The 16,751-nt window shown below is 61.9% G+C and carries 14 protein-coding genes and 1 tRNA gene; 2 read left to right on the forward strand and 13 right to left on the reverse strand.

What is annotated here, in order from left to right:
- Positions 1–958: 958 nt before the first annotated feature.
- A complete protein-coding gene (locus NKI25_RS00005; RefSeq protein ID WP_352458232.1) occupies positions 959–1,333 on the forward strand; it encodes a hypothetical protein in 375 nt (124 codons plus the stop codon).
- Here NKI25_RS00005 and NKI25_RS00010 read toward each other — a convergent pair.
- Together NKI25_RS00010 and NKI25_RS00015 are read right to left on the reverse strand one after the other, a co-directional pair.
- Positions 1,293–2,675 carry a DUF6538 domain-containing protein gene (locus NKI25_RS00010; RefSeq protein WP_352458233.1) on the reverse strand — a complete coding sequence of 461 codons (1,383 nt, stop codon included), beginning with the start codon at positions 2,673–2,675 and terminating at the stop codon, positions 1,293–1,295. The genes NKI25_RS00005 and NKI25_RS00010 overlap by 41 nt on opposite strands.
- 137 nt (positions 2,676–2,812) lie before the next feature.
- A tRNA-Leu gene (locus NKI25_RS00015) sits at positions 2,813–2,897 on the reverse strand.
- A gap of 175 nt (positions 2,898–3,072) precedes the next feature.
- On the opposite strand from NKI25_RS00015, the gene lipB reads away from it, so the two are divergent.
- Positions 3,073–3,816: a lipoyl(octanoyl) transferase LipB gene (gene lipB, locus NKI25_RS00020; protein ID WP_023676608.1), complete on the forward strand. Its 744-nt coding sequence runs from the start codon at positions 3,073–3,075 to the stop codon at positions 3,814–3,816.
- Positions 3,817–4,203: 387 nt separating this feature from the next.
- On the opposite strand, the gene NKI25_RS00025 is transcribed toward lipB, so the two are convergent.
- From NKI25_RS00025 to nuoK, 11 genes are all read right to left on the reverse strand, one after another.
- Positions 4,204–4,887, reverse strand: coding sequence for an ABC transporter ATP-binding protein (locus NKI25_RS00025; RefSeq protein ID WP_023676610.1), 684 nt, complete (start codon positions 4,885–4,887; stop codon positions 4,204–4,206).
- Complete coding sequence (locus NKI25_RS00030) at positions 4,884–6,170, reverse strand: lipoprotein-releasing ABC transporter permease subunit (protein WP_352458234.1); 1,287 nt, start codon at positions 6,168–6,170, stop codon at positions 4,884–4,886. Before NKI25_RS00030 ends, NKI25_RS00025 begins: the two co-directional genes overlap by 4 nt.
- Positions 6,167–7,495: a proline--tRNA ligase gene (gene proS / locus NKI25_RS00035; protein WP_352570374.1), complete on the reverse strand. Its 1,329-nt coding sequence runs from the start codon at positions 7,493–7,495 to the stop codon at positions 6,167–6,169. The genes NKI25_RS00030 and proS overlap by 4 nt, the downstream gene beginning before the upstream one ends.
- Positions 7,496–8,055: 560 nt before the next feature.
- Positions 8,056–8,340 carry a DUF1467 family protein gene (locus tag NKI25_RS00040; protein WP_023676613.1) on the reverse strand — a complete coding sequence of 95 codons (285 nt, stop codon included), beginning with the start codon at positions 8,338–8,340 and terminating at the stop codon, positions 8,056–8,058.
- Positions 8,337–8,741: a methylmalonyl-CoA epimerase gene (gene mce, locus NKI25_RS00045; RefSeq protein WP_023676614.1), complete on the reverse strand. Its 405-nt coding sequence runs from the start codon at positions 8,739–8,741 to the stop codon at positions 8,337–8,339. The genes NKI25_RS00040 and mce overlap by 4 nt, the downstream gene beginning before the upstream one ends.
- A 140-nt stretch (positions 8,742–8,881) precedes the next feature.
- Positions 8,882–10,552 carry a ribonuclease J gene (locus tag NKI25_RS00050; protein ID WP_352589718.1) on the reverse strand — a complete coding sequence of 557 codons (1,671 nt, stop codon included), beginning with the start codon at positions 10,550–10,552 and terminating at the stop codon, positions 8,882–8,884.
- 119 nt (positions 10,553–10,671) lie between these two features.
- Complete coding sequence (locus NKI25_RS00055) at positions 10,672–11,493, reverse strand: biotin--[acetyl-CoA-carboxylase] ligase (RefSeq protein ID WP_352589715.1); 822 nt, start codon at positions 11,491–11,493, stop codon at positions 10,672–10,674.
- A 4-nt stretch (positions 11,494–11,497) separates the two neighbouring features.
- Entirely contained in the window at positions 11,498–12,934 is a 1,437-nt protein-coding gene (gene nuoN, locus NKI25_RS00060) for an NADH-quinone oxidoreductase subunit NuoN (protein ID WP_352589712.1), read from the reverse strand.
- Positions 12,935–12,952: 18 nt separating this feature from the next.
- The gene (locus tag NKI25_RS00065) at positions 12,953–14,458 is read right to left on the reverse strand and encodes an NADH-quinone oxidoreductase subunit M (protein ID WP_352450009.1); all 1,506 of its coding nucleotides are present in this window, start codon (positions 14,456–14,458) and stop codon (positions 12,953–12,955) included.
- Positions 14,458–16,431 (reverse strand): NADH-quinone oxidoreductase subunit L, encoded by a 1,974-nt coding sequence (gene nuoL / locus NKI25_RS00070; protein ID WP_023676619.1) that lies wholly within the window; start codon positions 16,429–16,431, stop codon positions 14,458–14,460. The genes NKI25_RS00065 and nuoL overlap by 1 nt, the downstream gene beginning before the upstream one ends.
- 10 nt (positions 16,432–16,441) lie before the next feature.
- Positions 16,442–16,750, reverse strand: coding sequence for an NADH-quinone oxidoreductase subunit NuoK (gene nuoK / locus NKI25_RS00075; protein WP_023676620.1), 309 nt, complete (start codon positions 16,748–16,750; stop codon positions 16,442–16,444).
- Between the last annotated feature and the right edge of the window lies 1 nt (position 16,751).

Raw genomic sequence — 16,751 nt, forward strand, 5'->3', positions numbered from 1 at the left:
TTGCGGCTGCCTGTCGATCGACCGGTGTAGCCTTGCGAACCCTGCCGATATGGCAGGACGCAAGGGGCCGGGGCCGAGGTATTGGCTGGGGTGAGTTGGCAGCCAAGTGCGAGACGCTGCGGACCGGTAACGTTCAGCGGCGGTATCGTTTGTCGCTGACTTTCTCGATCCACTCGACGGCGTTGCCATCAATTGCTTGCGCCGTCCTGCCAGACGGTTCGTTCCTTCTAAAGATGCGGCTGCATTTCAGCGGGCCAAGCGAAATAAGGAAATACGTCGAACTGCTCCGGGTGCGGCAGTCATCAACCTCTTCAGCCCCCCGAAACGCTGAGCATTGGAGCCGTTGCGCGTTGCCACAGGCGATCGGATTGATCCGGCGGTTGGCGATACCTTTCTTGCGGCAACGAAGGACGAAAACGGTGTCTAGGCCATCGGTAATGGTAGCCTGTTCAAAATTTCGCCAATCGTTGGCTGATCGCCCGCACGGTACTGCATTCGGACAGCATGACCCAAGACTTTACATTAAGTATTCGAATTTGTTCGCTTTCGGCGCAGTTGGTCCCGCCCATCATTGAACCGACACGAATCTCATGACCGATTTCCTGCCAAGCGATCGCCGTGTGAAGCTTGTCAAACTCACCCCAAAGGTGCCGCAATATCGAGGAATGCTAATGATAAGGTAATCATAAGCGACCTCCCGAGATACTCGCGCTCCCACGCACTGATCCGGATCAGCTGATTGCCTCTCCTCAGGTAATTATAGCCCACCAAATCCGGCATTGCCTGCGTCCTCCGATCGGTTTGGTCGGATCGGATGAGGCATTCCGGCCCGCCGACAGCCTGCGGATCGATTCGGTCTCGTGTCCGGTTCAAGGGCATCGACCCGTCTGAGTCCGCTCAGCAATTCATGTGGCCGGATGTGGCTAGCTGCATCTGACAGTGCAGAGTTGCCGCAAGCGTGTTTTCCGATTTCTACGTCGAAGTATCGCCGCTGCACGATGCGGGAGGCAAACCGCTTTTCTCACCTGCGCCTGCTGCCATTATCTCGTCTGTGTCATCGCCGAACAGGAAACAGACGGGACAGACAATGACCTGTGTTCTGCCACAGGTAAGCACTGTTCCTGAGCCCGTGACCTTAGACAGAATTGACCGCGCTCTGGATACGCTCGCCCTAGCTATCCACAAGGCTGGCAACAAAGGACGAGCGTATCTCCCGATTTACGAGCGTCTTGAACGGGAGAAGAAGAAATTGATTGCAGAGATGGGCGCAATGCTGCGCGTCCAGGAACGGCTCAAACGATCTCGGGATCGAAAGGCAAAGCAATTTTTTTGAGTTCGTCTCGTCGCCATTGCAACGATCCGCCCGTACCATACTCTACACGCTCTATCGTATGGCCCATCAAGATTTTGCGAAGCTCGCTGTCGATACCTGCCTCCTTCATACGATCCTCGAAACTGTGCCGGAGCGAATAAATCTTGTGCTTCGGTGTCGGGAAAAGTTTGTGTGTTTTAAAGAATTTATTGAGGTTTGCAGAAAGCGCCTCTTCACGATTGCGGTAGCGCGGAAAGCCCTGCGGATTTTTCTTAAAAACTTCCAGCGCGACGCCTACCAGCGGTACATCTCGCACTGACCATTCGGTCTTGATCTCGCGCGGATCATCGGCGTCCTCTCGTGGGGTAATGCGAACATACGGAACCGGCGTGTCAAGGAAGATCACGGTCTCATCAAGATTGCATATCTCGCTTGGGCGTGTGCCTGTCTCGATCAGCGCCAGAACGCAGCGACGCGCTTGAGCATCCAGGGATGCTAAAGCGCCCGGCCTCATGATCTGATCGGTTATCCATTTGGGTTCGAATGACGGCCGTTTACGACGGCGCTTGCCACGCTCCGAAAAGCGGAGGTCATCGAATGGGGTGCCTTTTTGTTCCTCGCCCAAATGAGCGAAATAACGCCTGTAGAGATCCCGCATGTTGCCGAGGTCTCGATTGCCGGCAGACGCCGAATGTGTCGCGGCTCCGATGTCTGGCGGCGGCGCGATGCGCTTGAGCCAGAACCGGTAGAAGGTCAGTCCGTCTTCACGCGTGACGTCGCCGATCGGCTTGTCACCAACCAGGGCAACGAAATTGTTTACGGCTCTCTGCTTTACCTTCTTCCACATTCGGCGCTGCGACTGGCTCTTACCCGCGACTTCATGGGCCATGATCTCATCGGCGTAGAGATCAAAAGCTTTGGAGACTTTGACCGGCGGCACCTGCACCCCGCCGAGGAGAGCGTCGGCGACCGCGGGGGCCGCTTGAACGCGCTCCAGCGCCTCGACACGCTTTAAAATTGAATCGACATTCTGAAAGCCTGCCACCTGTCCATTTGAAAGGTAGGAAACGCCCATGGCTTCAGCCCGGCGAACGGCGTCGCGATACTGATCGAGTGCTGACCTTGTCTCGCCGCCGCAAAGAAGCACCGCCCACAGGGTCTTGTCCGCGTCTTCGAGCTTGTCGCGCATGGCACGTGCGAGGCGGCGTTCGTCCGTTCCCAGGGACTTGCGAATGAACCTGCCGCGATCGTCGATGCCGACCATCTTGGCGGGCATTCGCCGATGATAATAGAAAATTCCGTCGCGCTGGACGAGGTAGCGATCCGGGTCTCTGGCGGGCTCTGCGACGGCCTCTTTTCGCATGGGCCAAACTCGCGATGTATCTCAGTTTGTATCCCAAATTGTATCGCATTTCGGCAAGAACGCCAAGCGCCCTCATCAACGGGTGCTCTGCCGGACTGGAGTTTCAATGGCTTAGAGGGCCAAGTTCACGAATTTGATGGTGCGGTCGAGAAGACTCGAACTTCCACGGGTTGCCCCACAGCGACCTCAACGCTGCGCGTCTACCAATTCCGCCACGACCGCACGTGGTAGGAGCCGGAACCAACCGGCCCGCGGCGTGTAGCAAATCGTTTCCGGTGAAACAAGTGCGCGGCCAGCAATAATCGGCCGGACATCGGCATAACTCTTCAAGGGCCGAACGTGCCGGAACTGGACGTTTGTACCGATTGCCGCCATATGAGTGGCGAGACGAGATATCATGACAGAACGCAGCCAGATCGCCACGTCGTTCCTGCCCTTGCCCGGCTCGGCGCCGGTCGAATGGCGCATCGAGCCCGGGCTCACCGCCTATCCCGATGCGCTCGCCGTGATGGAGGCGCGCGCCGAGGCAATCCGCAGCGGCGCCGCCGGCGAGATGGTCTGGCTGGTCGAGCACCCGCCGCTCTACACCGCCGGCACCAGCGCCCGCATCGAGGACCTGATCGAGCCGGACCGTTTCCCGGTCTTTGCCGCCGGGCGTGGCGGCGAATACACCTATCATGGGCCGGGCCAGCGAGTCGCCTACGTCATGCTCGACCTGAAGCGGCGGCGCGAGGATGTCCGCGCCTTCGTCGCCGCACTCGAACAATGGATCATCGGCTCGCTGGCCGCCTTCAACGTACGCGGCGAACGCCGCGAGGACCGCGTCGGCGTCTGGGTGGTTCGGCCGGACCGCCCCGCTTTGCCCGACGGCTCGGCGGCCGAGGACAAGATCGCCGCCATCGGCATCAGGCTGAGGCGCTGGGTGAGCTTTCACGGCATCGCCATCAATGTCGAGCCGGACCTTAGCCATTTCAGCGGCATCGTGCCGTGCGGCGTCCAGCATCACGGCGTCACCAGCCTTGTCGACCTCGGCCTTCCCGTGACCATGGCCGACCTCGACCTGGCGCTGAAATCCGCTTTCGAGGACGTGTTCGGGCCCGCCGCGGTGTCGCCTGTCGAAGTGTCCCGCAAGGCCGGCTGAAACACTCGCCCAATGCCTGCGCCAATATGCGAAGGCGGCCCTCGCTCATCAGCATCGAGCCCGCCCTTGAGCTCAATCCTCACATCGCGCCGATCCAGATTGCCATGGAAATGAGGAACGTGCTCATGCACACCAGCGAGACGACATCCTGAACAAGATCGGTCATAACTCTCTCCTGTTGTTAGTATGTTCGTATTTTGTTCTAATTTTGTTCGAATGTCAACGATCGCAGTCCGGGCGTCACCCGAATTGCGCTCGGTCATTTCGACAGGGTTAAGAAAGGGTTGAGAAGGAGATGCCGAGCGTTTCGGGGCCGACAGGCGCGCGAAAGCGGCGGGACGGCGCACGGCAGCTCGCGGGCCGTCATCGCCTCAATTGCAGCGCACCCTAAAGCGGCACAACCTTGCCGTCGGACAGCGTCACGCGGCGGTCCATGCGCGAGGCGAGCTCGTGATTGTGGGTGGCGATGAGCGCCGCCAGGCCCGATTGCCGGACCAGTGCTGCCAGCGCCTCGAACACATAGGAAGCGGTCACCGGGTCGAGATTGCCGGTCGGCTCGTCGGCCAAAAGCACCAGCGGCGCATTGGCGACGGCACGCGCAATGGCGACCCGCTGCTGCTCGCCGCCGGAGAGCTCGGAGGGGCGATGCTGTGCCCGCTTGCCGATCTGCATATAGTCGAGCAATTGCGCCGCCCGCTCGGCCGCCTCCTTGCGCGGCAGCCCTTTTATCAGCTGCGGCATCATGATGTTTTCCAGCGCAGAAAACTCAGGCAACAAATGATGGAACTGGTAGACGAAGCCGACATCGTTGCGGCGGATCGCCGTGCGCTCGTCGTCGGAAAGCCGGCCGCAGGCGCGCCCCGCCAGGATCACGTCGCCGGCGTCCGGTCGCTCCAGCAGCCCGGCCGTGTGGAGCAGCGTCGACTTGCCGGTGCCCGACGGCGCCACAAGCGCCACCATCTCGCCACGCTTCAGCGAAAAATCGGCGCCGTTCAGGATGGTCAGCTTGCGCGGCCCCTGTACATAATGGCGTTCGACGCTCTTCAGCTCGATAATGGCCTCGGCCATCATTCGTACCTCAGCGCTTCGACCGGATCGAGCCTGGCAGCGCGCCACGCCGGAAACAGTGTCGCCAGGAACGACAGCGCCAAAGCCATGAGAACGACCGAGATCGTCTCGCTGGCATCCATGCGCGCCGGCAGCTGGCTCAGGAAATAAAGCTCGGGATTGAACAGCCGCTCGTTGGCCAGCCAGGAGAAGAACTGGCGGATGCGCTCGACGTTGAGGCAGATCACGATGCCGAGCAGCACGCCGGCGATGGTGCCGACAACGCCGATCGCAGCCCCGGTCATCAGGAAGATGCGCAGGATCGCGCCGCGCGTGGCGCCCATGGTGCGCAGGATGGCGATGTCGTGGCCCTTGTCCTTCACCAGCATGATCAGGCCCGAAATGATGTTGAGCGCCGCCACCAGCACGATCAGCGTCAGGATCATGAACATGACGTTGCGCTCGACCTGCAGCGCGTCGAAAAACGTCTTGTTACGCTCCCGCCAATCGACGAGGGTGATCGGCCGTTGCGCCGCCTCTTCGACCTTCGGCTTCAGCGCGTCGATATTGTCGGGATTGTCGGCGTAGATCTCGATCGTCTGCGCCCTGCCGTCCATGTTGAAATAAAGCTGCGCTTCCGAAAACGGCATGTAGACGATGGAGCTGTCATATTCCGACATGCCGACCTCGAAGATCGCGGTTATCGGATAGCCTTTCATGCGCGGCGTCGTGCCGAGCGGCGTGACGTCGCCCTCGGGCGAGATCAGCGTGATGGTATCGCCGAGCACAAGGCCGAGATTCTCGGCCATGCGGCTGCCGATGGCGACTCCCTCGCCGGTGTCGAAGCCGACGATCGAGCCCGCCTTGATGTTGTTGGCGACGATCGTGATCTTGCCGAGATCCTCGCCGCGTATACCGCGCACCAGCGCGCCGGTGCCGCCGCCGACATTGCCTTGCGCCAGCACCTGCCCGTCGATCAGCGGAATGGCATATTTGACGCCGGGCACGCCGTTGATGCGGCCGGCGACCTGGTCATAGTCCTCCAGCGGCATGTCGAGCGGCTGCACGATCAGGTGCCCGTTGACGCCAAGGATGCGCGTCAGCAGTTCGGCGCGAAAGCCGTTCATGACCGCCATGACGACGATCAGCGTGGCAACGCCCAGCATGATGCCGAGGAAGGAGATCGAGGCGATCACCGAGATCACCGTCTCCTTGCGGCGCGAGCGCAGATAGCGCCACGCCACCATGCGCTCGAAGCCGGAAAAGGGTCCTGCCGCCGAAGGTTTGGCTGCTGCCGCTTCACTCATACGGCGGCACCGAAACGCTTTTTCACGTCGCCGATCGGCAGCGTCTCGCGCTCGCCGGTCCTGCGGTTCTTGATTTCGACCTCGCCGGCGGCGACACCACGCGGCCCGACGATCACCTGCCACGGGAGCCCGATCAGGTCGGCGGTGGCGAACTTGCCGCCCGGCCGCTGGTCGGTGTCGTCGTAGAGCACCTCCTTGCCGGCGGCGGCAAAGGCGGCATTCAGCTCGCGGCAGACGCGGTCGCATTCGGCATCGCCAGCCTTCATGTTGATCAGGCCGACATCGAACGGTGCCACCGCCTCCGGCCAGATGATGCCGTTATCGTCATGGCTGGCCTCGATGATCGCCGCGACCAGCCTGGACGGGCCGATGCCGTAGGAACCGCCAGAAACGAAATGATCCTTGCCGTCCGGCCCGGTCACCTTGGCGCCCATCGGCTTGGAATATTTGTCGCCGAAATGGAAGATATGCCCAACCTCGATGCCGCGCGCCGAGACCCTGTCGCCTTCGGAGAGCTTTTCCCATGCCGCCTCGTCATGCATTTCGTCGGTGGCGGCATAGGGCGTCGTCCACGTCTTGACGATGCCGCCGATCTCGGCGTCGTTCGAAAAATCGGTATCCGCCCCCGGCACCTCAAGCGAGAGATAGTCGCGATGGCAAAACACCTGGCTCTCGCCGGTGTCGGCCAGGATGATGAACTCATGGCTGAGGTCGCCGCCGATCGGCCCGGTGTCGGCGCGCATCGGAATGGCCTGCAGCCCCAGGCGCGTAAACGTCCTGAGATAGGACACGAACATGCGGTTATAAGCGGCCTTGGCGCCTTCATAATCGAGGTCGAAGGAATAGGCGTCCTTCATCAGGAACTCGCGCGAACGCATGACGCCGAAGCGCGGGCGCACCTCGTCGCGAAACTTCCACTGGATATGATAGAGGTTGAGCGGCAGGTCCTTGTAGGACTTGACATAGGAGCGGAATATCTCGGTGACCATCTCCTCGTTGGTCGGCCCGTAGAGCATATCGCGGTCTTGCCGGTCCTTGATGCGCAGCATCTCCTTGCCGTAGTCTTCATAGCGGCCGCTTTCGCGCCACAGCTCGGCCGATTGGATGGTCGGCATCAGGATTTCGAGTGCGCCGGCGCGATTCTGCTCCTCGCGAATGATCCGGCAGACCTTGTCCAGCACCCGCTTGCCGAGCGGCAGCCAGGAAAAGCTGCCCTGCCCCTGCTGGCGGATCATGCCGGCGCGCAGCATCAGCCGATGCGAGACGATCTCGGCCTCGCGCGGATTTTCTTTGAGAATGGGCAGGAAATAGCGCGACAAACGCATGGACTGGTCCGTGAGAGAGGATGGCGGCGCCGGAATCGGCGCAGCGCAGGCTTGCTTGCCCCGGCTTCATAGCCATTTCATGGCGGAATGGAAACCCGGCCCAAGCGCTGCACAGGCGCCGCAATTGCCGCACGCGGCTTGCTGGGCGTTTCGCAAGCAACGCCTGCCGTACTATTGTGCACTGCAGCACGAGATTGCCTGTTTCCGGGCAAAATTCTTCGTGACATTTTCACCCGCCTTAGGCTAGTGTGCCCCCATAACCGAGAGGGTAGAGAAAAATCTGCCCTCCTACGCGGTCAAAGTCTTGGGAGGATGCGATCTAGGCGCGGTAACTCGCTGCCGCCGGACACCGGAAACAGATCGGACGCGTTTAAATTGCAAGGCCTCGCGCCTTGCATTTTTTTTGTGCAATCATCTGGTTAGCACGACAGATTACCAAACTACATGACGTTGCGTCAGCCCAAACCCGCCCCGGCCTTTACTTTGGATTGACCTTGCTGGCTCAGCTTGATTTCAGAGCCTCGGCTAGGCTGGGATAGTCGGACACGGTAGGTAGCCGGCTAATGCGCTGGGCTCTGGTTGAAATCCGGCACGATGTGCGGGATGTCGTCGATACCGAGGCCAAGCCCTCTCGTGATGCCGTAGAAGATACCCATGAGGACCAGCGTGACGATCGTCGTGCGCAGCGCCGCGCGCAGCATGTGCGGTCCGCGCGGTGCGCTCGGAACCGTGCCAAGCGTCACGTCCCGATCCTCGTCCTGCGTCCGCATGCTGAACGGCAGGACGGCGAACAACACCACCCACCATGTGGCGAAGAACAGGGCGACAAACGAAACCCAACTCATGCTTGCTCCAGTTCGACCAGCGTGCCGAAGAAATCCTTGGGGTGCAGAAACAATACCGGCTTGCCATGTGCGCCGATCTTCGGATTGCCGTCGCCCAGCACGCGCGCGCCGCTGGCCTTGAGACGGTCGTGCGCCGCAACAATGTCGTCCACCTCATAGCAGACATGGTGCATGCCGCCGGACGGATTCTTCGCGAGGAATGCGGCGATCGGCGAGGCTTCGCCGAGAGGCTCGAGCAACTCGATCCTGGTGTTGCCGACGTCGACGAACACCACCGTAACGCCATGCTCCGGCAGCGCCTGCGGCGCGGTCACGCGAGCGCCAAGCGTATCGCGATAGACCGCCGCAGCCGCGGCCAGATCCGGCACCGCAAGCGCGACATGGTTGAGGCGTCCGAGCATAGCGTACTCCCGGGTTAGGGGAGTAGGGGAGTAAGGCAGTAGGGGAGTAGGGAAAAAAGGATCTAGAAGTGCATCTGTTTGCGCTCCTACCTCCTACTTCCCTACTCCCTTACTGCCCTACTCCCCTACTCCCTTGTTCGTCACCTCGTGACGAACACCGTCACCAGCGGCTTCTTGCCCCAGGCTTCGTTGGCCGCGCCGCGCACCGCGCGCCGCACTGCCTCCTGGACCAGGTCGAGGTCTTTTCGGCGCTGGCGGGGGATGGAGTCCACGGCGCCGATTGCCGCATCGATCATCAGGTCTTCCAGGCTCTCGCCGCTGCCGTCGGCCTCGGCGACGCCGATGGCGACGAGATCGGGATCGCCGGCAAGCTCGTATTTGTCGTCGAGCACGACATTGACGGCGACATGGCCGGCAAAGGACAGCTTGCGGCGGTCGCGAATGCCCATCGCCTGGTCGGTGCCGATCAGCCTTCCGTCCTTGTAGATGCGGCCGAACGGCACCTGGTCGATGATGGCGGCGGCACCCGGATACAGCCTGAGCATGTCGCCGTCGCGCACCTGCGCGACCTGGCCGATGCCGGACGTCGACATCAGCGAGCCCTGCGCCACCAGATGCGCCGCTTCGCCATGCACGGGAACGCCGATCTGCGGCCGCACCCATTCATACATCTTGCGCAATTCGCTGCGGCGTGGATGGCCGGAGACATGCACCAGCGCATCGCCGTCCTCGATGATCTTGATGCCGAGATCGATCAGGCGGTTCTTGATTTCGAGGATCGCCTTCTCGTTGCCGGGAATGGTGCGCGAGGAAAACACCACCGTGTCGCCGGCCGTCAGCGCCACCGACTTCATCTCGTCGCGCGACAGCTTGGCAAGTGCGGCAAGCGGCTCGCCCTGGCTGCCGGTGCAGATGATGACGAGGTTTTCGCGCGGGATGAAGCCGTAATCCTCCTCGGCGATGAATTCCGGCAACCCGTCCATATAGCCGAGTTCATCAGCCACATCGATGACGCGCTTCATCGAGCGGCCAATCACCAGGCACTGGCGGCCGGCATCCCGCGCCGCCTTGGCGATGGAGACGATACGCCCGACATTGGAGGAGAAGCTGGTGACGGCGACCCGGCCCTTGGCGTTCTGGATGACGCTCTTGAGGCCCTCGCCCACCGCCACTTCGGACGGCGATTCCCCTTCCCGCATCGCATTGGTGGAATCGCAGACCAGCGCCAGCACACCCTTGTCGCCATAGGCTCGGAAGCGCGCCTCGTCGGTCATCGGCCCGACCGTCGGCGCCGGATCGATCTTCCAGTCGCCGGTATGGATGACGACGCCGGCCGGCGTCGTGATCGCCAGCGACATCGGTTCGGGAATGGAGTGCGCAACAGGGATGGCCTCGATCTCGAACGGGCCGACGGTGAATTTCTCGCCGGCCCGGTAGATCGTCACCGGGATCTTCGGCGCCCCTTGCTCGCCCTGCCGCTTGGCTTCCAGCAGGCCGGCGCTGAACGGCGTCATCCACACCGGCGCCTTGAGCTTCGGCCAGATGTCGTGGAGCGCGCCGTAATGGTCCTCATGCGCATGGGTGATGACGATGCCGCGCAGATTGGCGACATTCTCCTCGATGAAACGCGTGTCGGGCAGAACCAGGTCGACGCCGGGCAGGGTTGCATCGGGAAAAGTGACGCCGACGTCGACCACGATCCATTCGCGCGCATTGGCCGGCCCATAGCCGTAGAGGGCGAAGTTCATGCCGATCTCGCCGACACCGCCGAGCGGCACGAAGACAAGTTCGGCGTTTTCCGCTATCGCCATGGTCTTTCCTTCCTTGCCGGTCAAAATTGTGGGCCGGTCAAAATTGTCGGCCGGTCAAAATTGTCGGCCGGTCAAATTCAAGCTGGTCAAATACCTGGCCAGTCAAACGTATTGGCCAGTCAAACGCCGGCCGAGGCAACCGCGCCGAAATGCACGTCGCCGGCGGCGATCGTCAGAACCGAACCTTGATCGTCGCGGATCACGAAACGGCAGTCCTCGTCAATGGTCTCGAAGGTGCCGCGCACCACATTACCGTCAATTCTGACAGCAACCTGCCCGCCAAGCCCCGCCGCACGCGCCAGCCACCGCCGCCTGACGGCGGCAAGCCCGCGCCCTTCGTTCCACAGCCGCGCATTCTCGCTCCATGTATCCGACAGCGCCAGGAACAGCGTCTCGGCATCGCAAGCAGACCCCAGCGCGCTGAGCGACGTCGCTGGATAAGGCAAATCCTCAGGGTATGCCACCACGTTGACGCCGACACCGACAGCCACCGCGGAACGGCCACCATCCAGCATCGCCGATTCCAGCAGGATGCCGGCGAGCTTGGCGCCCGAGGCAAGCACATCGTTGGGCCATTTCAGTTCGAAACGGTTCTTGCCTTGGCTCGCACCATCGAGGCCGATCGCGATCCTGCCCTTCGGCACGACAGCGTCGAGCGCGTCGGCCAGCGCCAGTCCGGCAACGAAGCCGAGCGTCGCGGCAAGCCGAAGCTCGGTGTTGGTGATCACCAGCAACGTCGCTGCCAGATTGCCCTCGGGCGTCGCCCAGGCGCGGCCACGGCGGCCACGCCCGGCTTCCTGCTTTTTGGAGACGACCCAGAGTTTGCCCGGATCGCCGGCCCGTGCATGCTCCAGCGCCAGCGCGTTGGTGGAGCCGACCGTGTCGTGCGCCTCGAGCCGGAACCCGTCCGAAGCCGCGGTTGGAGCCAGCCTGAAAGTCATTCCGTCAGAAGAAGGTCTTGGCCGCGGCTGCGGCGTAGGTTCCGATCGGGCCGCCGATCAGCACGTAGAACAGCACGAAGGCGCCACAGACACCGAGCACGACGCGCAGTTCGGACGCCATCGGCACGAAGCCGCCGACCGGTTCGTCGAACCACATGATCTTGATGATACGCAGATAATAGTAGGCGCCCACCACAGAGGCGAGCACGCCGATGATCGCCAGCGCGTAGAGGTTGGCATTGATGGCGGCGAGGAACACGTACCATTTCCCCCAGAAGCCGGCGAGCGGCGGGATGCCGGCCAGCGAGAACATCAGGATGGTGAGGATCGTCGCCATGATCGGATTGGTCGCCGACAGGCCGGCGAGATCGCTGATCTGCTCGACATTGCCCTCCTTGCGCCGCATGGCGAGGATGAAGGCGAAGGTGCCGAGCGTCATCACCAGATAGATCAGCATGTAGATGGCGACGCCGCGCACGCCATCCTGGCTGTTCGCGGCAAGGCCGACCAGCGCATAACCCATATGACCGATGGAGGAATAGGCCATCAGCCGTTTGATGTTGGTCTGGCCGATGGCCGCAAAGGCACCAAGCGCCATCGAGGCGATCGAGATGAAGACGATGATCTGCTGCCAGTCGGCGGCGATCGGCTTGAAGGCGCCCATGGTGACGCGCACCATCAGCGCCATCGCCGCCATCTTCGGTGCCGCCGCCAGAAAAGCCGTCACCGGCGTCGGCGCGCCTTCATAGACGTCGGGCGTCCACATATGGAACGGCACCGCCGAGATCTTGAAGGCAAGGCCGGCCAGCACGAAAACCAGGCCGAAGACGAGCCCAAGCTGGCGCTCACCGCCGCTCAGCGCCGTGGCGATCTCCTGGAAGCCGGTGTTGCCGGTGTAGCCGTAGACCAGCGAGATACCGTAAAGCAGCATGCCCGACGACAGGGCGCCAAGGACGAAATACTTCAGCCCGGCCTCGGTCGAGCGCAGATTGTCCCGGTTGATCGCCGCCAGCACGTAGATCGCCAGCGATTGCAGCTCGAGGCCGAGATAGAGCCCGATCATGCCGTTGGCCGAGATCATCAGCATCATGCCGAGCGTGCAGAGCAGGATCAGCACCGGATATTCGAACTTGTCGAAACGCTCCGCCTGGGCAAAGCGGACCGACATGACCAGCGTCACCGCCGAGCCGACGAGCGCCAGCACCTTCATGAAGCGGGCGAACGGATCCTGGATGAAGGCTTCGCTATAGGCGTTGCCCTGTCCCGGCGAAAAGACCAGCCAGGCGCCGGCGATCACCAGCACGGCGACGGCAAGGCCGCTCACCGTGACAGTGGTGTTGGCGCGCGAATAGGCGCCGAGCATCAACAGCGCCAAGGCGCCGATGGCGAGGATCAGCTCTGGCGTCGAGAGCGACAGGCTTGAGAGAAGGTCCGGCGTCATGGTTCGCAAAACCCCCAGTCAGTTCGCCGCCGCGGTCTGCGCGGCGCCGATGGATGCGGTGACATTGGTAACGAGCGCCTTGACCGATTCGGCGGTCGCGTCGAAGATCGGCGCCGGATAGACGCCGAAGAAGATGACCAGCGCGACCAGCGGATAGATGATCACCTTCTCGCGCGTCGACAGGTCGAGCAGGCCTTTCAGGCTTTCCTTGGTCAGCGCGCCGAAGATCACCTTGCGGTAGAGCCAGAGCGCATAGGCCGCCGAAAGGATGACGCCGGTGGCGGCGAAGAACGCTACCCAGGTGTTGACCCGGAACACGCCGAGCATGGTCAGGAACTCGCCGACGAAGCCGCTGGTGCCGGGCAGGCCGACATTGGCCATGGTGAAGATCATGAACACGGTTGCATATTTCGGCATGTTGTTGACCAACCCGCCATAGGCGTCGATGTCACGCGTATGCATGCGGTCGTAGACGACGCCGACGCAGAGGAACAGCGCGCCGGAGACCAGGCCGTGCGACAGCATCTGAAAGATCGAACCCTGGACGCCTTCCTGGTTCATCGCGAAGATGCCCATGGTAACGAAGCCCATGTGAGCGACCGACGAATAGGCGATCAGCTTCTTCATGTCCTCCTGCATCAGCGCCACCAGCGAGGTGTAGATGATGGCGACAACGGAGAGCGTGAAGATCAGCGGCGCGAACATTTCGGATGCGATCGGAAACATCGGCAGCGAAAAGCGCAGGAAGCCGTACCCACCCATCTTGAGCAGGATGGCGGCCAGGATCACCGAGCCGGCCGTCGGCGCCTCGACATGCGCGTCCGGCAGCCAGGTGTGCACCGGCCACATCGGCATCTTCACCGCGAAGGACGCGAAGAAGGCAAGCCATAGCCAAGTCTGCATATTGGCCGGGAAGTTGTGGGTCAGAAGCGTCGGGATGTCGGTGGTGCCGGACTGGAAGAACATCGCCATGATGGCGAGCAGCATCAGCACCGAGCCGGCCAGCGTATAGAGGAAGAACTTGAACGAGGCATAGACGCGCCGCTTGCCGCCCCACACGCCGATGATGATGAACATCGGGATCAGGCCGGCTTCGAAGAAGACATAGAACAAGACGATGTCGAGCGCGCAGAACACGCCGATCATCAGCGTCTCGAGCAGCAGGAAGGCAATCATATAGGCCTTGACGCGCTTCTCGATCGATTCCCACGAGGCGAGGATGCAGAGCGGCATCAGGAAGGTGGTCAGGATGACGAACAGCATGGAGATGCCGTCTACGCCCATATGATAGGAGATGCCGGAATCCAGCCAGGCAAACTTCTCGACGAACTGGAAGCCGGGCTGCGAATTGTCGAAGCCGGTCCAGATGAACAGCGAAATCACAAACGTGAACGCGGTCGTGAACAGTGCTATGGCGCGGATGTTGCGGCGCGCGTTCTCGCTGTCGTCACGCACGAAAAGGATGAGCAGCACACCAACCAGCGGCAGGAAGGTGACCAGCGATAGGATCGGCCAGGCGGTCATCAGAGCATCATCCAGGTGACGAGTGCGGCAACGCCGATCAGCATGGCGAAGGCATAGTGGTAAAGATAGCCGGTCTGCAGCTTGACGACCCGGTTGGTGACGTCGACGACGCGCGCCGAAATGCCGTCCGGCCCGAGCCCGTCGATGACGGTGCCGTCGCCGGTCTTCCACAGGAAGCTGCCGAGGCGCTTTGCCGGCCGCACGAACAGGAAGTCGTAGAGCTCGTCGAAATACCATTTGTTGAGCAGGAAGGCGTAGAGCAGGCGATGGTTGGCGGCGACGCTCCGAGGCATTTCCGGCGCGCGAATATAGAACTGCCAGGCAATCGCAAAGCCGATCAGCATGGCGATGAACGGTGACAGCTCGACCCACAACGGCACTTCGTGGATTTCGTGCAGGATGTGGTTGTCCGGCAGCGTGAACAGCGACGCCTTCCAGAATTCGGCATAGCCCTCGCCGAAGAAGGCGCCGTGGAAGATCACGCCGGCAAACAGCGCGCCCGCCGCCAGGATGAACAGCGGCACCAGCATGACCGGCGGCGATTCATGGACATGGTGCATGACCTCGTGGCTGGCCCGCGGCTCGCCGTGGAAGGTCATGAAGATCAGCCGCCAGGAGTAGAAGGAGGTGAAGCAGGCAGCAATGACCAGCAATATGAAGGCAAACGCGGCGACCGCATTGTGGCCGGCGAAGGCCGCTTCGATGATGGCGTCCTTGGAAAAGAAGCCGGCCGTGCCGATGATCGTTACCGGGATGCCGACACCGGTCAGCGCCAGCGTGCCGATCACCATCATCCAGTACGTTTTCGGAATGAGCGTCCTCAGGCCGCCCATCTTGCGCATGTCCTGCTCGTCGGAGACGGCGTGGATGACCGAGCCCGAGCCGAGGAACAGCAGCGCCTTGAAGAAGGCGTGCGTGAACAGATGGAAGATCGCCGCGCCATAGGCGCCGACGCCGAGCGCCACGAACATGTAGCCGAGCTGCGAACAGGTCGAATAGGCGATGACGCGCTTGATGTCGTTCTGGACGAGACCGACTGTCGCCGCGAAGAAGGCGGTGAAGGCGCCGATGAAAGTGACCACGGTCAATGCCGAATGCGACAGCTCGAACAGCGGCGACAACCGCGCCAGCATGAACACGCCTGCCGTCACCATGGTCGCGGCATGGATCAGTGCCGAGACCGGCGTCGGGCCTTCCATGGCATCCGGCAGCCAGGTGTGAAGCGGCACCTGCGCCGACTTGCCCATGGCGCCCATGAACAGGAGCAGGCAGACAACCGTCATCGCAGCCTGCTTGTCGAGCGCATAGCCGAGGAAGGTCAGCACGGCCGGGCCTTGCGGCGCGCCTTCCGCCGGAATGAACGTCGCCGCATTGGCGAAGATGGTGCCGAGATTGACCGAGCCGAACAGCACGAACACGCCGAATATGCCGAGCGCAAAGCCGAAATCGCCGACGCGGTTGACGACGAAGGCCTTGATCGCAGCCGCATTGGCCGACGGCTTCTTGTACCAGAAGCCGATCAGCAGATAGGAGGCAAGGCCGACGCCTTCCCAGCCGAAGAACATCTGCACGAGGTTGTCGGCCGTCACCAGCATCAGCATGGCGAAGGTAAACAGCGACAGATAGGCGAAGAAGCGCGGCCGGTCCGGATCGTGATGCATGTAGCCGATCGAGTAGATATGGACCAGCGACGACACCGTGTTGACAACTACCAGCATCACCACCGTCAGCGTGTCGATCCTGAGCGCCCAGGACGCCTCCAGCCCGCCCGACTGGATCCAGCGCATCACCGGCACGGTGAACACCTCTCCGCCGCCGAAGCCAACCGAGAAGAAGGCGACCCACGACAGCACGGCCGCGATCACCAGGAAGCCCGAGGTGATGTATTCGGAAGCCTTGGCCCCGAGCGAGGTGCCGAACAGGCCGACGATCAGAAAGCCGAGCAGCGGAAGGAAGACGATGGCCTGATACATGGTGGTTCCGTCAACCCTTCATCATGTTCACGTCTTCGACCGCGATCGAGCCGCGGTTGCGGAAGAAGACGACGAGAATGGCAAGGCCGATCGCCGCTTCGGCCGCCGCGACCGTCAGCACGAACAGTGCGAACACCTGGCCGACCAAATCGCCGAGCGCCGCCGAAAAGGCGACGAAATTGATGTTGACCGCAAGCAGGATCAGCTCGATCGACATCAGGATGACGATGACGTTCCTGCGGTTCAGGAAGATGCCGAACACGCCGAGCGTGAACAGGATCGCCGATACGGTCAGGTAGTGCGCGATGCCGACGACCATC

The organism is Mesorhizobium sp. M0808, assembly GCF_040320025.1.
GTDB lineage: Bacteria > Pseudomonadota > Alphaproteobacteria > Rhizobiales > Rhizobiaceae > Mesorhizobium.

Coding starts and splice junctions, on each gene's coding strand:
- NKI25_RS00010 (WP_352458233.1), bottom strand. CDS start 2,675: ATGCGAAAAGAGGCCGTCGCAGAGCCCGCCAGAGACCCGGATCGCTAC.
- lipB (WP_023676608.1), top strand. CDS start 3,073: ATGACAGAACGCAGCCAGATCGCCACGTCGTTCCTGCCCTTGCCCGGC.
- NKI25_RS00025 (WP_023676610.1), bottom strand. CDS start 4,887: ATGATGGCCGAGGCCATTATCGAGCTGAAGAGCGTCGAACGCCATTAT.
- NKI25_RS00030 (WP_352458234.1), bottom strand. CDS start 6,170: ATGAGTGAAGCGGCAGCAGCCAAACCTTCGGCGGCAGGACCCTTTTCC.
- proS (WP_352570374.1), bottom strand. CDS start 7,495: ATGCGTTTGTCGCGCTATTTCCTGCCCATTCTCAAAGAAAATCCGCGC.
- NKI25_RS00040 (WP_023676613.1), bottom strand. CDS start 8,340: ATGAGTTGGGTTTCGTTTGTCGCCCTGTTCTTCGCCACATGGTGGGTG.
- mce (WP_023676614.1), bottom strand. CDS start 8,741: ATGCTCGGACGCCTCAACCATGTCGCGCTTGCGGTGCCGGATCTGGCC.
- NKI25_RS00050 (WP_352589718.1), bottom strand. CDS start 10,552: ATGGCGATAGCGGAAAACGCCGAACTTGTCTTCGTGCCGCTCGGCGGT.
- NKI25_RS00055 (WP_352589715.1), bottom strand. CDS start 11,493: ATGACTTTCAGGCTGGCTCCAACCGCGGCTTCGGACGGGTTCCGGCTC.
- nuoN (WP_352589712.1), bottom strand. CDS start 12,934: ATGACGCCGGACCTTCTCTCAAGCCTGTCGCTCTCGACGCCAGAGCTG.
- NKI25_RS00065 (WP_352450009.1), bottom strand. CDS start 14,458: ATGACCGCCTGGCCGATCCTATCGCTGGTCACCTTCCTGCCGCTGGTT.
- nuoL (WP_023676619.1), bottom strand. CDS start 16,431: ATGTATCAGGCCATCGTCTTCCTTCCGCTGCTCGGCTTTCTGATCGTC.
- nuoK (WP_023676620.1), bottom strand. CDS start 16,750: ATGGTCGTCGGCATCGCGCACTACCTGACCGTATCGGCGATCCTGTTC.